Source organism: Aliiroseovarius crassostreae, assembly GCF_049803815.1.
GTDB classification, from domain to species: Bacteria; Pseudomonadota; Alphaproteobacteria; order Rhodobacterales; family Rhodobacteraceae; genus Aliiroseovarius; species Aliiroseovarius crassostreae_A.
Genome location: NZ_JBNAGI010000002.1, coordinates 417,519 through 431,855, shown reverse-complemented (window position 1 = coordinate 431,855; position 14,337 = coordinate 417,519). Strand labels below are relative to the sequence as shown.

Genomic DNA, 14,337 nt, shown 5'->3' with positions numbered 1-14,337 from the left:
TCTTTATTATTTAGTGATTTCAATTGTTTGTTTGCACCAAATCCGGGGGTGTATTTTGTGAAAAGGCGGCCGGGGGCACAGGTTGTGACAAACCGTTAAGGGAATCATCGAGCGAAAGCTGCCGCCCGCCCAGGTCCTTGGCACGATACAAGGCCGCATCGGCCCGGCGGTAAACCTGTTCGAAATCACACGGCCAGCAAAAACGGGTCATACCGCCAGACACGGAAAAGCTGCCATCACTGTTGAGGGATTTCACAACGCTATGCCCAAGCCGCGCAAGATGCCGGTCCTCTTCGTGCTTTGTCATTCCCTCGCGCGATCGCATTGTCAGCTGCATCATCAACACGAACTCATCCCCGCCCAGGCGAAAGCAGACCACTTCGCTGGCCCAATTGATCCGGATCAACCGCGCCAGACGGGCCAGGGCGCGGTCCCCGGCGGCATGACCGTGCTGATCATTGAGGGATTTGAAATTGTCCATGTCCAACAACATCATCGCGGCGCGACCAGAGGGGGTGTTGTCCTGAACATATTGATCCAGGAACCGCCGGTTAAAGGCCCCTGTCAGCGGGTCGGTGATGCTTTGTTGCCAATTGGACTGACGCATTTTCTCAATGGTCCGGGCCATCGCGATCAGGCACAGCCAAAGCCCTATGAGGGCTGCGAAAAAATACGGCAAAAAGTCAGGGGCTTTACCCAGTATGGGCAAACCTGCCCCACTCACCACAAGAATGACAGCATAGAGGTTGGCCTGCGATGGGCGGGTCACAAGAAAGAACGCCACCAGTATTGGAAACCCCATCAACAGAATGGCGGGGGTCCAGAACCAGGCCAACACCAGATGGGCGCCGCCCAGCGACAACAGGATCATGACCCGCAAAAATCGAGATGGTTTCCGAACCTGCTTTAAGGCCAGATCCAGCAGCAAAAGCCCCAAAAGCGGCATCAGGCTAATCGCGGCGATGGTCTGTTCTGCGGCCCAAAGGGTGCCCGCAAAGATGACAAGCCCCACCACACTAAGCGTTTTGCCCCAGATCAATATGGGGTCATCTGCGTAAATGGGTGGCAGAGCGCCGCCAGACATGTCTGAGGCATGTCCCAAACGGCGCCAATACGGCGCGGTGTCCTGCATTGTCATTTGTCAGTTATCGCTGTCGGTTTGGTGGTTATTTGCAATTTTGCGCGATATAACAACTTATTGGTGCGGTGTGTCCACTGTTTTCTCCACCTTCCCCGGTATACCGTCAGGGCTGTGCGGGAAGACAGACGGTAAACCTGCTGCCCTGACCGCTGTCGCTCTCAATTCGCAGACGCCCCCGATGTCGATTGACGATGTGTTTCACGATCGCAAGCCCCAGACCTGTGCCGCCCAATTCGCGCGAGCGGTGACTGTCGACCCGGTAAAATCGTTCTGTCAGGCGTCCAATATGATGGGCGGCGATCCCCTCCCCTTCATCTTCGACGGTGATGCAGATGGCAGGACCTCGCAATCCCGGCCGGTTGTCGAACCGTGCAAAGGTGAGTGTTATATCGCCCCCCGCCTTGCCATATTTCAGCGCGTTTTCCACGAGATTGGAAAAGACCTGCATCAGCTGGTCCCTGTCCCCTGGCACGTCATAGCGGTCATCCGTGTCATGGACCAACCGCATTTTGCAATTTCGCTTTTCAATCTGCGGGGACAGGCTGCTGATCACACTCTGTATCAGTTCGGCCAGCGATACGGGGTCGGTTGGACGCACACGTTCCATGTCCTCAACGCGGCTGAGCGATAGCAGATCAGCAACCAGACGGTTCATCCGCGACGCTTCACGATCCATGATCCCCAGAAACCGTTCCCGCGCATCGGCGTCTTCGCGCGCCGGGCCACGCAGGGTTTCGACAAATCCAGACAAAGCTGTGAGTGGCGTGCGCAACTCATGGCTGACATTGGCGACGAAATCCGATCGCATCTGCCCCGCTTCTTCCTTATGGGAGACATCCACGAAACTGATGATCACGCCACCATCGGGGTCGGGCGCTGGCAAAACATGGGCCTCATACACCACATCCCTGCCCGCTTCCGAGGCAATATACCTGACCGGAGACGCCGTTTCCCCGTCCAGCGCGTGTTCGATACGGGTAATCAGGACCGGCTGTCGCAACACCGCGGGATATAGCCGCGACAAGGACCGCTCTCCAAACAAGTTCCGCGCCAATGCGTTCAGGTGGCAGATCTGCCCTGACGCGGAGATCAGCATGATGGGAATGGGAATCGGGTCATAAACACCATCCGGGATCATGATCACGGTCTCCTGTTTGCGGCAAAAGGCCTGCATGTTCTGCGGCGGAAATGGCGAGCTGTAAAGCGATTTTACCCAACAATCATCGCGAATTGCCCGCAACTGTTGAGTTAATTTCAGAAATGCACCATCTATAATTGACAGCCCGGCGTCATCAGGCAACGCTGGCACAGCAGGTGACACAGCGCGACGCGTCACGCAGAGTTTGGGGATAGAAACCGAATGGATATGAGCGACAACCCGACGGCTGCAGTCATCCTGGCCGTTGGGGACCAGGTGACCAGGCAGGAAGATGCCCTGAAATTTCCAGAGAGCAACAAGATCTACTATGCGTCCTTCGCAGAGGTGACCGCCGAACGGCTGAACGATCTTTCACCGGTTCTCGTGGTTTCACCGCTGATGTGCCACAGCTTTGACTGCCTTGATCTTGCGACCCGGTTGCAGGAGCTTGGCTTTCAGGGGAAATACCGCGTCCTTGCCCCCAACGTGACCAACCCCAAGATGATCCGTGCCGAAATCGCAGCACAAGCGCCGCAGGTGGATGTTGAAATCCTCACCACCGGCCACCAGGAACCACAATGCGTGACCTGAAGCGGCGACGAATTATCCTGCATTATCGCGCAAGACGAAGCGTCAACAGTCGCGTTTGACATCTGCTTCCCGCCGGTTCATCGGCGGCTGTTTTGGATCCCGTGTCTTATCTCTGCTTTGGCCTTATTGTGGCCGCGATTTGGGCCCTGTTTGTTCCATCAGTAAATCAGGTTGTGATCTTCGCCACCGATCGCATCGTAATGACGTTGCAGGTATTTCAACGCCACCCGCAGCATGAACTTGCCGGATCGTGCGGGCATATTGAGGTCGGCTTCCATCCGCTCCATGCCCTTTTCATGACAGCAAACCCCCAACGCCATTTCGCCAAGTTCCGGGCCCAGGGCCTCCATCGCCTCCAGGAAACGGCGTCGGGAATCAATGATACGATCCACCCGTGATCCAGACCCTTTTGGTGATTTGCGCAAACCGGACATGACACCGGTCCACCCGGCATTGACCGAGCCGTCAAATTGCGACAGCGCAAAATCACGTTGCAGACGATCCGCCGCCAAAACAAGCTCATGACCCAGGTAAGGCTGGCCTGCGTTCCGGGCGCGCGCCAGAACGCGGATGGGGCTGTCTGCCCCGACGGATCGACGATTGCCCGTCCGGGCCTTTCCCCCGCCCCGGGTTGGCTTGGCGCCCAGAAAACTGCGTTGGCTGTCGGCAAACCCCACCGCCTGCCCTTCGGCCTGCGCCATCAGTTTATTCAGCGCGGTGCGCCCGGACGGTGTGATGCGATAGCGTGACACAGCCCCCGATGAACTGCCGGCAATCCAGTCGCGCAGGGCCAGAACCTCGGCCACTTCGCGCGGGGATTTACACAGTTGTACCGGGTTTTCCCCGTCGCGCAGATCCAGCACCACCGCGGTATCGACCCCTTTGGTGATGGCGAGGATCGCCCCTTCTTTCATCAGACTGCGCAACACGCGAATGGCGTGTTTGCCGATCACGTCATTGCTGTTTTCAAGGTCTTTCATGGGGGTGTCATCCTCATTCCAGCTGGCATGCACCCCCTCGACATCACACCAGCCATTGGCAACCTGCGTCAGCAGATTGTCGACCAGCGGATCGTCCCGCCGCGTTTCCGTCTTTTGCACCTGGCGCAGCACCGTCGAGGCATGAACCCCTTTTTGACGGGCGAGCGCCCGGATGGTTTCCCCGCGCTCGGTATGCTCCAGATACAGCTTTACCGCGTTCGGCAGCCAGGGGAGCAGATCCCCCGCGCCAATTTCGATGTTCTGTGAGCCCGAAAACTCCATACATGTCCCCCTTTGAGGCAGATCACCGTCCCATCGCGATCTTCCTCGGTTGACGCTCTACTGGCGGTTGTAAAAACTCCCTTACCAGCTAGCACGCGATTGGTTACCGAAAGATTAATTGTTCAGCTTGTCATTTAGTTTTGTTGCCAAAAGTGAAACAATTGTTAAAACCGCCGTTCGCTCATACGGAGCGACGCAACACCTCTTCAGGTTGTGTGATGATTGGGGCAACACGATGAAAGGATGACCCCATGACTGACGCTCTTGATCTTCTGAAATCCCTCCGTCGCCCGCGCCTTTTGATCCGCGCAGCACGTTTTGGTATTGTTGATTATAATCGCGATAGAGACTTGAAAAAGCTGATGAATTCCACGTCAACACCGTCGCCGGTTCGGGCTGTTGATGGGCTGATGGCGGAAGAGGCGCGCCTGGAGGAAATCCGCAAGACGGGGGATGCGGGCTATTCCGTGTCCCGCCATGTGGAAATCCTGATTGCATTGATGGCCGAAGCGCGGCTTCTGCCTCGGGGTCTGAAATCGGTCTGATGTTCGAAAAGTGAAAAAGGGGGCCGTTAAGCCCCCTTACCAAGCTGTTAACCAGAGAGAACGACTCTGGAACAGATGTGAACCTTAGGAAAACACCTCAGGAGAAAGCATCCGGCATGGATGCTTTTTTCGTTTCCACGAACTCCGTCAACGCCTCGTGGATGCCGGCATCCATCTCGGGTTTCTGGTATTCGGACAGCATCTTCTGCACTTTTTCCGCGGCAATCTGATAGGTGTCCTTGCCACCTTCCTCTTCCCATGTTTCAAACGGTTTGTAGTCCAGGACATCCGAGCGCCAGAAGGCGGATTTGAAGTTGGCCTGGGTATGGGCGCAGCCCAGATAGTGACCGCCCGGCCCCACTTCGCGAATCGCATCCATGGCCTGCGCGTTCTCGTCATAGGTCACACCCGAGGCGAGGCCGTGCAGCGTGCCCAGTTGGTCAGCATCCATCACGAACTTCTCAAAGCTCGACACCAGCCCGCCTTCCAGCCAGCCACAGGAGTGCAGCATGAAGTTCACACCCGACAGAAGCCCCGCATTGAGTGAGTTCGCGGTTTCATAAGCGGCCTGCGCATCGGGCAGTTTCGACCCGTTGAACGACCCGGCCGACCGATACGGCAGGCCCAGACGGCGGAACAGCTGACCACAGCCAAAGGTCACTTTCGATGCTTCCGGCGTGCCAAAAGTGGGCGCGCCCGAGTTCATGTCGATCGAGGACACAAATGTACCCGCAATCACCGGTGCGCCTTTGCGGACCAGCTGCGAATAGGCCACACCGGCCATCACTTCGGCCAGAACCTGGGTCAGCGTGCCGGTCACGGACACGGGTGCCATCGCCCCGCCGACGATAAAGGGCGAAATGATGGCCGCCTGATTGTTCTCGGCAAACACTTCCAATGCGCCCATCATCACATCATCAAATTGCATTGGCGAGTTGATGTTGATCAGCGAGGTGGTGACGGTGTTTTCCTGCACGAACTCTTTGCCAAACAGGATCCCGCACATATCAACCGTGTCCTGCGCGCGTTCCGGCGCGGTGACCGAGCCCATGAAGGGTTTGTCCGACAGTTCCATATGCGCCATCAGCATGTCGAGGTGGCGTTTGTTCACGGCCACATCGGTCGGTTCACAGACTGTGCCACCGGAATGGTGCAGCCATTTCGACATATAGCCGAGTTTCACGAACTTCTTAAAGTCATCCATGGTGGCGTACCGGCGGCCACCGTCAATGTCGCGCACAAACGGCGGGCCGTAAACCGGGGCCAGCACCAGGTTGTTGCCGCCAATGACAACATTGCGCTCCGGGTTGCGGGCATGTTGGGTAAATTGGCTGGGGGCCGTTTTGCACAGCTCGCGCGCCAGACCACGGGGAATGCGGACACGCTCGCCATTCACATCGGCACCGGCCTCTTTCCAACGGGCCAGGGCGGCGGGGTTTTCAACAAAGTTGACCCCCACCTCTTCCAACACGGTTTCCGCGTTGTATTCGATGATTTCGATCGCTTCGTCATGCAGAATCTCAAGATTCGGAATGTTGCGTTCGATATATTTGGCCGTTTCAAACGACACCGCGTTGCGTTCCGCGCGGCGGGCAGCACCCCCGCCCCCACGACCCCGTCTGCGTGCGCGAGCCTCGGTCATGTCAATTCCTCCGATATGTCGGTACATCCTGTTTTCATCGGGTTTACACCGCCACGGGGACCAAATCCCGAGGGAAACGGCGCGTATGGGGCAAAAACGACATGCTGTCGGAATGCAAACATGATTTTTCTGTGAATATTGCCAAGGAAATTTGCTCCGATCTTCGCTGCCCTCTTGCGAAAATCGATCCCCTGCCCTAAGGCCATGCCATGACAGATCAGAGCCACGACCGCCTTCTTATCATCGACTTCGGCAGCCAGGTCACGCAGCTTATTGCGCGCCGCCTGCGCGAGCTGAATGTCTATTGCGAAATTCACCCCTATCAGAATGTCACGATGGATTTTGTGCGCGAGATGGCGCCGAAAGCCGTGATCTTTTCCGGTGGCCCGGACAGTGTGACCCGCGAAGGATCGCCCCGTGCCCCGCAAGAGATCTTCGACTATGGCGTTCCGATCCTGGGGATCTGCTATGGCCAGCAGGTGATGATGCATCAGCTTGGCGGCAAAGTGGAAAGCGGCCATGGCACCGCCGAATTTGGCCGCGCCTATGTGACGGAGCGCAAACGGCTTGATCTTCTGGACGGATGGTTCCTGAACGGGAACGAACAGGTTTGGATGAGCCACGGAGACCATGTCTCTGAAATCGCGCCGGGATTTGATGTTTACGGAACGTCGCCCTCGGCCCCGTTTGCGATCACGGCCGACACTGAACGCCATTTCTATGCGGTGCAATTCCACCCCGAAGTGCACCACACCCCCAATGGCGCGAAACTTTATGAGCAGTTCGTGAAGCTTGCCGGGTTCAAGGGCGACTGGACGATGGGCGCCTATCGCGACGAAATGATCCGCAAGATCCGCGAACAGGTTGGCGACAAGAAGGTGATCTGCGGCCTGTCCGGCGGCGTTGACAGCTCGGTCGCGGCGGTGCTGATCCACGAAGCCATCGGCGATCAGTTGACCTGTGTCTTTGTCGACCACGGTTTGCTGCGCAAAGGAGAGGCCGAAGAGGTCGTCACCATGTTCCGCGACAATTACAATATGGCGCTGATCCACGCGGACGAACAGGACTTGTTCCTGGGCGAATTGGAAGGCCAGTCTGACCCGGAAACCAAACGCAAGATCATTGGGAAACTGTTCATCGACGTGTTCCAGAAACACGCCGACACGATTGAAGGCGCGGAATTCCTGGCCCAAGGCACACTTTACCCTGATGTGATTGAATCGGTCAGCTTCTCGGGCGGGCCTTCGGTCACAATCAAATCGCACCACAATGTGGGTGGTCTGCCGGAAAAAATGGGTCTGAAACTGGTGGAACCGCTGCGCGAGCTGTTCAAGGACGAAGTGCGCGCCCTGGGGCGTGAACTTGGCCTGCCGCAAAGCTTTATTGGCCGTCACCCCTTCCCGGGGCCGGGCCTGGCCATTCGTTGCCCAGGCGAGATCACCCGCGAAAAGCTCGACATTCTGCGCGAAGCGGACGCGGTCTATATCGACCAAATTCGCAAACACGGCCTGTATGACGAGATCTGGCAGGCCTTTGTAGCGATCCTTCCCGTGCGCACCGTGGGGGTCATGGGCGACGGGCGCACCTATGATTACGCCTGTGCGTTGCGCGCGGTGACCTCGGTCGACGGGATGACCGCCGATTATTACCCGTTCACCCACGAATTCCTTGGTGAAACCGCCACCCGGATCATCAACGAGGTGAAGGGCATCAACCGCTGCACCTATGATATTACCTCGAAACCTCCGGGAACGATTGAGTGGGAGTGAGGCATCAAGGCCTCGTGACAGATTTCAAGAAACGCCGTCTGAAGGGGCGGCGTTTTCATTTGCACCTCGCTTTTTCCACGCGCCCTTGCTAGCCCTATGACATGACTGAACAAATCCAGATTGTTTTAACCGGGTATATCGACGTGCCCCAAGACAGGGTGGCCGAGGTGTCCGCCGCCCTGCCCGCCCATATTGCGTTGACGCGGGAAGAACCCGGTTGTCTGTCCTTTGACGTTACGCCTGACCCGGACATTCCAGGGCGGTTCAACGTGGCGGAACGATTTGCCAGCCGCAAGGATTTCGATGCACATCAATCCCGAATGAAATCTTCGCCCTGGGCCAAGATCACATCGGGCATCGCGCGCCACTATCAAATCTCAGAAATCACAGGATGATCTGGGCATGAGCGATCTGTCCCGTGCTGCGCTTTGGATGAGTGGGGCGATCTTATCGTTTTCCTCGATGGCCATTGCGGGGCGCTGGGTCAGCCTGGATCACGACACGTTTGAACTGATGCTCTACCGGTCGGTGGTGGGCTTTGTGATTGTGGTTTGTTTTGCGGCGGCCACCGGGCGGATCAAAAGGATTGGGGGCCAGCACCTTCCCACGCATCTTCTGCGCAATCTCGCCCATTTCACCGGGCAAAACCTGTGGTTTTATGCACTGACAATGATTCCCATGGCGCAGGTCTTTGCGCTGGAGTTCACCTCTCCGCTTTGGGTGATCATGCTGGCTCCGGTTCTGTTGGGCGAGCCCCTGACGCGCCGGGGGCTTCTGGCCGCCCTGATTGGCTTTCTTGGCATCTTGTTGATCACCTCGCCGGGAGGCGCCCCCCTGTCTGTCGGCGTTGTGGCCGCGGCGCTGGCGGCCATCGCATTTGCACTGACAGCGATCCTGACCCGCCGCCTGACCCGCACGGTTGATACGCTGACCATTCTTTTTTGGTTGACCGGAATGCAGCTTGTTTTCGGATTGATCATGGCCGGCGGGGATGGCGAGATCCGCCTGCCCACCCAATCGGCCTTGCCCTGGCTGATCCTGATCGGATGTGCCGGTTTGCTGGCGCATTTGTGCCTGACACGCGCCCTGGGGCTTGCGCCTGCCAGCAAGGTGATTCCAATCGATTTTACCCGTCTGCCGTTGATCGCAGGTATTGGCGCCGTGTTTTATGATGAACCCATTGGGCTTGGACTTGTCCTTGGGGCAGCGCTGATCATCATAGGAAATGTGATCAACCTTCGAGAGAAATCAACCACATAACCCAAGGTAAGATTTTGGGCCTTTGGTTGAAAAGACACAGAATACCGGTGCCGCCTTGCAACTTACCCGAGGTAACAATTGACCGGCCCCTTGCGCCGAACCTAGGCTCGCTGCAATGAAAAAAGCAAAGATGGGCCTGTTTTCGCCGACCAAGGCAAACAGGTAGCAGCTCTCAGGGAGGAAACATGAAGGGTTTTGCGCTTACCGCAGCATCAGCTGCGCTTACGGCCACGGCGGGTTTTGCCGGGGGTATTGATCGGTCTGGACAGGACATGTCGATCCTGTTCGAAGAAGGCAACTATCTGAAGTTCGGGTTGATCACCGCCTCGCCCGACGTTCCGGCTCAGGCCGCGGGGTTTGCGTCGCAGTCGGCTGATAGCTTCAACTCTTTCTCCTTTGCGTTGAAAAAGCAGATCAACGAAAACCTCAGCTTCTCCCTGATCGCGGACGAGCCTTATGGGGCTGATATCCGCTATACCGATGGGCCGCTTGGGTCCTTGGGGCTGGGCATCGCCGCTCGTCTTCAGGCTCCCACAGCCCTTGGCGGGTCGGGCTTGCCGGCGGGTCACCCGTTGGTTGCGGCTTTCGCTGCTGACCCGAATGGTCGTGCCCTGGTGGACAGCAAAGCCATCACGGCGCTGGGGCGCTATGAATTTGGCAACGGGTTCAGTGTGCATGGCGGTCTGCGCGCCCAGAAGGTCAGCGGTGTGATCTTGTCCGGCTCTGGTCTTCTGGATGCGGAAAGCGATTTCGATTTCGGTGGCGTTGTTGGGGTGGCTTATGAGAAGCCGGAAATCGCCATGCGTGTGGCCCTGACCTACAACTCCGCGATCACCCATGATCTTGAGGGAACGCATAACCTTTTGCCGACCATCGGCGAAGTGCGTATCCCGGAAAGCTTCAATCTGGACTTCCAAACCGGTATCGCCCAGAATACCCTGCTGTTTGGGTCGATCCGTCACGTGAAATGGAACGGAACCAAGCTCAGCACCACCCAAGGGGCCGTGACCACAGATTGGGTCGAGTTTGTGGATGACAGCACCACACTCGAACTGGGTGTCGGGCGCAAGCTGAACGAAAACTGGTCGATTGCTGCCATGGTTGGCTATGAGGATGGTGCAGATACCGGCACCACGTTCCTCGCGCCGACCGGCACCAGCAAATCCATCGGGCTGGGTGCCACCTATACCAAAGACGCCATCAAAGTCTCGGGCGGTGTGAGATACATCATGTTCGAAGATAAGACGGTCACCTCTGCACCGCTTTCTGCGACATTTGACGGCAGCGCGGTTGTTGCGGGCCTTTCGGTCGGCATCAGCTTCTAACGACGAAACACCCCTTATGGGACCGAACCCCGCGCCTTTCGCGCGGGGTTTTCTGTTGCCGCAGGCTCTTGTTTTTGCCGCCAAATGTGCAGAAGCGTTTGACCCTCGCCCTGTTGCCGCTTACGAAAGGTGAAAGGGTAAGGAAGATCATCGGCATGTTTTACAAATCCGCACAGGACTGGCGAGAGGCACCGCATAAGCGCGTCTTGTTCTTTGGTATGTCCGGGCTTGGCAAAACCTATCTTTCCAACATGCTACGTGATCAGGGTGACTGGTTTCATTACTCGATCGATTACCGGATCGGGACGCGATACATGGGGGAATATATCGCGGATAATTTCAAGGCCGAGGCGATGAAGGTTCCGTTCCTGCGGGACCTGCTCCTGTCTGACAGCATCCGCATTTCGTCCAAGATTACCTTTGATAATCTCAGCCCCATGGCCGCCTATCTGGGCAAACCAGGGGACGCGGCAAAAGGCGGCCTGCCCTATGCTGAATATTGCCGGCGCCAGGAACAGTTCAAGCACTCCGAAATCTCAGCCCTGCTGGACACGGATCGCTTCATCGACCGGGCCGACCGGATTTATGGCTATCCGCATTTCATCTGCGACAGCGGCGGATCGATCTGTGAATGGATTGATCCTGAACTGGGGTTGGACGATCCGATCCTGACCGCATTGCACGATACATGCCTGCTGGTCTGGCTGCGGGGGGATGACCGCCACACCCAGGAACTGGTCCGCCGTTTTGACCGCGCGCCCAAACCTATGGCCTATCAACCAGAATTTCTTGCACGTGTCTGGCAGGAATACTTGCGAAAATACAATAAGCTAGAAGATGAAGTTGATCCAAATGACTTCATCCGCTGGACCTACGCGCAGGCCCTGGCCCATCGCCAGCCGCTGTATGAACGCATGGCCCAGCATGGGATCACACTCTGCGCCTCGGATGTGGCGCAGATCAAATCTCCGGATGACTTCGACCGAATGATCGGTGCCGCGCTGGACGCGGCCTGATCTCTTGATCGCGGGGCTTTGCACCCCATTTCTTCACCGACCCCTCTGATCCAGTTTTTCGACCTCTGAACAAAGGAGCATTCCCATGCCCATCAAGATCCCCGCCACCCTTCCAGCCTTCGACGTGCTGACGGATGAGGGCGTGATGGTCATGTCGGACGACCAGGCCGCCAAACAGGATATCCGGCCGATGCGCATTGCGCTGCTCAATCTGATGCCGAAAAAGATCGAGACGGAAACCCAGTTTGCCCGCCTGATCGGATCACATCCGCTGCAGATCGAACTGACGCTTCTGCGCCCGTCTGAACACATCTCGAAAAACACGTCAGAGGCCCATATCGGCACCTTCTACCAACCGTGGGAAGAGGTGCGCGATCAGAAGTTTGACGGGTTGATCATCACCGGCGCCCCCATCGAACACCTGCCGTTCGAAGACGTGACCTACTGGGATGAAATCAGTCAGATCTTTGACTGGACCCAAACCAATGTGCATTCCACCTTCGGCGTCTGCTGGGGCGGGATGGCGATGATCTACCATTTCCATGGCGTCAAAAAACACATGCTGGACGCCAAAGCGTTTGGCTGTTTCCCGCAGAAGAACCTGGCCCCGGCCTCGCCGTACTTGCGTGGATTTTCAGACAGTTGCGTGGTGCCGGTCAGCCGCTGGACTGAAATGAAACAGGCCGAGGTTGATGCGGCCACGGGATTGAAAACCCTGCTTGGGTCTGATGATACCGGCCCGTGCCTGATTGAAGACAAGGCCCATCGCGCCCTCTATATCTTCAACCATTTCGAATATGATGACCTGACCTTGAAGGGCGAATATGATCGTGATGTCGCGAAAGGCGCACCGATCAATGTGCCGATGAACTACTACCCTGACGATGACCCAACCCGGATGCCGGAAAACCGCTGGCGCAGCCACGCGCATCTTCTGTATCAGAACTGGATCTCTGAAATGTATCTGACCACGCCGTTTGATATGAGCGAGATCGGTCAGGCGGTGAAAGACCGCCGCGCCTGAGCCTGAGTTAATCGCATTTACATGGGGGCGCCTTGCCCCCATAATACCGTGAAATCAGGAGGTTGCCGCATGTCCCCATCGCCCGACACGCTGCCGTTTGACGGCGCTATTTCCAAGTTCTTCACCGACGCTGCACCAGCGGATGTGCGTCGCGCAATCGAAGAGGGTGGCAAAAAGGACATTCTCGATCGCAGCTATCCCTATACCGACCGCATGAACCGAGAGGTCTATGAGGCCGAATTGGATGCGCTGCAGCTTGAACTGGTGAAGCTTCAGGCAGATGTCAATGAAACCGGCAAGCGTGTGGTGGTTGTCTTCGAAGGGCGGGATGCCGCGGGCAAAGGCGGCACAATTAAACGCTTTCGTGAAAACCTGAACCCGCGCGTCGCCAAGGTGGTGGCCCTGCCAAAACCCACTGAGCGCGAACAGGGGCAATGGTATTTCCAACGCTATATCAAACACTTGCCAACCGCAGGTGAGATCACATTGTTTGATCGCAGCTGGTATAATCGTGGCGTGGTTGAAAAAGTATTCGGCTTTTGCACCGACCCGCAGCGCGACGCGTTTTTCCGTCAACTGCCCGAATTTGAAGACATGATCGCCGATGAAGGCATCCATTTTGTCAAACTCTGGCTGAATGTGGGCCGCGCCGAACAGCTGCGCCGCTTTCTGGCGCGCGAGAAAGACCCGCTCAAGCAATGGAAGCTCAGTTGGATTGATGTAGAGGGTCTGAACCGTTGGGACGCCTATACCGATGCCATTGCCGAGACCTTTGAAAAGACACATCGCGACGTGACCCCTTGGACGGTGATCCGGTCAGACGACAAGCGCCGCGCCCGTCTGGCGGCCCTTCGCGCGGTCCTTCAAGGTATTGATTACAAAGGTAAAGACGAAAATATCGCTTGCGCCCCGGATGAGCAGATCTGCGGCACCCCCGCCCTTTGGACTGGCAACGATCATGGCTAAACGGGGCTATCACCACGGCAATCTGCGCCAGGCGCTGGTTGAAGCGGCCCTTGCCCTGATCGAAGAGAAAGGGCCAACCGGGTTTACCCTGTCCGAGGCTGCCAAACAGGCGGGCGTGACCCCCGCCGCCGTCTATCGCCATTTCAAAGGTCGCGAAGACCTGATCGCCGAAGCCGCCCGCCAAGGCTATGAAATCTTTGCCGATTTGATGGAGTTTGCCTATGCCAAGGGCGAACCATCCGCCCTCGCCAGTTTCGAAGCAACCGGTCGCGCCTATCTGGCCTTTGCCCGCAAATATCCCGGCCACTATATTTCGATGTTTGAAAGCGGCGTATCTATGAATCATTCGCCAGAGCTGGCGATGGTTGCTGGCCGCGCCATGGGCGTTTTGGAAACCGCAGCCTCGGCCCTTGCCGAACATATCCCGCCAGAAAAACGCCCGCCCGCGAAAATGGTTAGCGCGCATATCTGGGCCATGAGCCACGGGGTTGTTGAGCTATTCGGCCGTGGCAGCCCGGGCCAGAAAAGCCCCTTCCCGCCCGAAGACCTGCTGGAAACCGGAATTGGCGTCTACCTGCGCGGCCTCGGGTTGATCAAAGCAGACGATTGACCGCAGGCCTTATTTTCTAATCATAAATATCCTGGGGGTCTGGGGGCA

At 57.1% G+C, this 14,337-nt stretch carries 14 protein-coding genes; 10 read left to right on the top strand and 4 right to left on the bottom strand.

From position 1 onward, the window contains the following. Positions 1-19: 19 nt before the first annotated feature. Both ACP15V_RS07900 and ACP15V_RS07895 read right to left on the bottom strand, forming a co-directional pair. Positions 20-1,138, bottom strand: a complete 1,119-nt coding sequence (locus ACP15V_RS07900; protein ID WP_424943126.1) for a GGDEF domain-containing protein — start codon at positions 1,136-1,138, stop codon at positions 20-22. A 106-nt stretch (positions 1,139-1,244) separates the two neighbouring features. Further along, the gene (locus tag ACP15V_RS07895; protein ID WP_424943125.1) at positions 1,245-2,315 is read right to left on the bottom strand and encodes an ATP-binding protein; all 1,071 of its coding nucleotides are present in this window, start codon (positions 2,313-2,315) and stop codon (positions 1,245-1,247) included. 192 nt (positions 2,316-2,507) lie between these two features. Between ACP15V_RS07895 and ACP15V_RS07890 the strand changes: the two genes are divergently transcribed. Next, on the top strand, positions 2,508-2,870 hold the full coding sequence (locus ACP15V_RS07890; protein ID WP_424943124.1) for a hypothetical protein: 363 nt from the start codon (positions 2,508-2,510) through the stop codon (positions 2,868-2,870). A gap of 158 nt (positions 2,871-3,028) precedes the next feature. On the opposite strand, the gene ACP15V_RS07885 is transcribed toward ACP15V_RS07890, so the two are convergent. Beyond that, the gene (locus ACP15V_RS07885) at positions 3,029-4,132 is read right to left on the bottom strand and encodes a DUF6456 domain-containing protein (RefSeq protein WP_424943123.1); all 1,104 of its coding nucleotides are present in this window, start codon (positions 4,130-4,132) and stop codon (positions 3,029-3,031) included. A 251-nt stretch (positions 4,133-4,383) separates the two neighbouring features. Between ACP15V_RS07885 and ACP15V_RS07880 the strand changes: the two genes are divergently transcribed. Continuing rightward, positions 4,384-4,677, top strand: a complete 294-nt coding sequence (locus ACP15V_RS07880) for a DUF6477 family protein (protein WP_424943122.1) — start codon at positions 4,384-4,386, stop codon at positions 4,675-4,677. A gap of 97 nt (positions 4,678-4,774) precedes the next feature. Here the strand turns inward: ACP15V_RS07880 and ACP15V_RS07875 are convergent, their stop codons facing one another. After that, positions 4,775-6,319: a trimethylamine methyltransferase family protein gene (locus ACP15V_RS07875; RefSeq protein ID WP_424943121.1), complete on the bottom strand. Its 1,545-nt coding sequence runs from the start codon at positions 6,317-6,319 to the stop codon at positions 4,775-4,777. Between the two features lie 209 nt (positions 6,320-6,528). Here ACP15V_RS07875 and guaA point away from each other — a divergent pair, with 209 nt between their 5' ends. From guaA to ACP15V_RS07835, 8 genes are all read left to right on the top strand, one after another. Then, entirely contained in the window at positions 6,529-8,088 is a 1,560-nt protein-coding gene (gene guaA, locus ACP15V_RS07870) for a glutamine-hydrolyzing GMP synthase (protein WP_424943120.1), read from the top strand. Positions 8,089-8,189: 101 nt separating this feature from the next. After that, positions 8,190-8,483 carry a putative quinol monooxygenase gene (locus ACP15V_RS07865; protein WP_424943119.1) on the top strand — a complete coding sequence of 98 codons (294 nt, stop codon included), beginning with the start codon at positions 8,190-8,192 and terminating at the stop codon, positions 8,481-8,483. A gap of 7 nt (positions 8,484-8,490) precedes the next feature. After that, positions 8,491-9,348, top strand: coding sequence for a DMT family transporter (locus ACP15V_RS07860; RefSeq protein WP_424943118.1), 858 nt, complete (start codon positions 8,491-8,493; stop codon positions 9,346-9,348). 185 nt (positions 9,349-9,533) lie between these two features. Then, on the top strand, positions 9,534-10,673 hold the full coding sequence (locus ACP15V_RS07855) for an OmpP1/FadL family transporter (RefSeq protein WP_424943117.1): 1,140 nt from the start codon (positions 9,534-9,536) through the stop codon (positions 10,671-10,673). 155 nt (positions 10,674-10,828) lie between these two features. Next, positions 10,829-11,689: an ATPase gene (locus ACP15V_RS07850; RefSeq protein ID WP_424943116.1), complete on the top strand. Its 861-nt coding sequence runs from the start codon at positions 10,829-10,831 to the stop codon at positions 11,687-11,689. 85 nt (positions 11,690-11,774) lie between these two features. Beyond that, complete coding sequence (gene metA, locus ACP15V_RS07845) at positions 11,775-12,713, top strand: homoserine O-acetyltransferase MetA (RefSeq protein WP_424943115.1); 939 nt, start codon at positions 11,775-11,777, stop codon at positions 12,711-12,713. Positions 12,714-12,782: 69 nt separating this feature from the next. Next, the gene (gene ppk2 / locus ACP15V_RS07840; protein ID WP_424943114.1) at positions 12,783-13,679 is read left to right on the top strand and encodes a polyphosphate kinase 2; all 897 of its coding nucleotides are present in this window, start codon (positions 12,783-12,785) and stop codon (positions 13,677-13,679) included. Then, positions 13,672-14,289, top strand: coding sequence for a TetR/AcrR family transcriptional regulator (locus ACP15V_RS07835; RefSeq protein ID WP_424943113.1), 618 nt, complete (start codon positions 13,672-13,674; stop codon positions 14,287-14,289). The genes ppk2 and ACP15V_RS07835 overlap by 8 nt, the downstream gene beginning before the upstream one ends. Positions 14,290-14,337 lie beyond the last annotated feature (48 nt).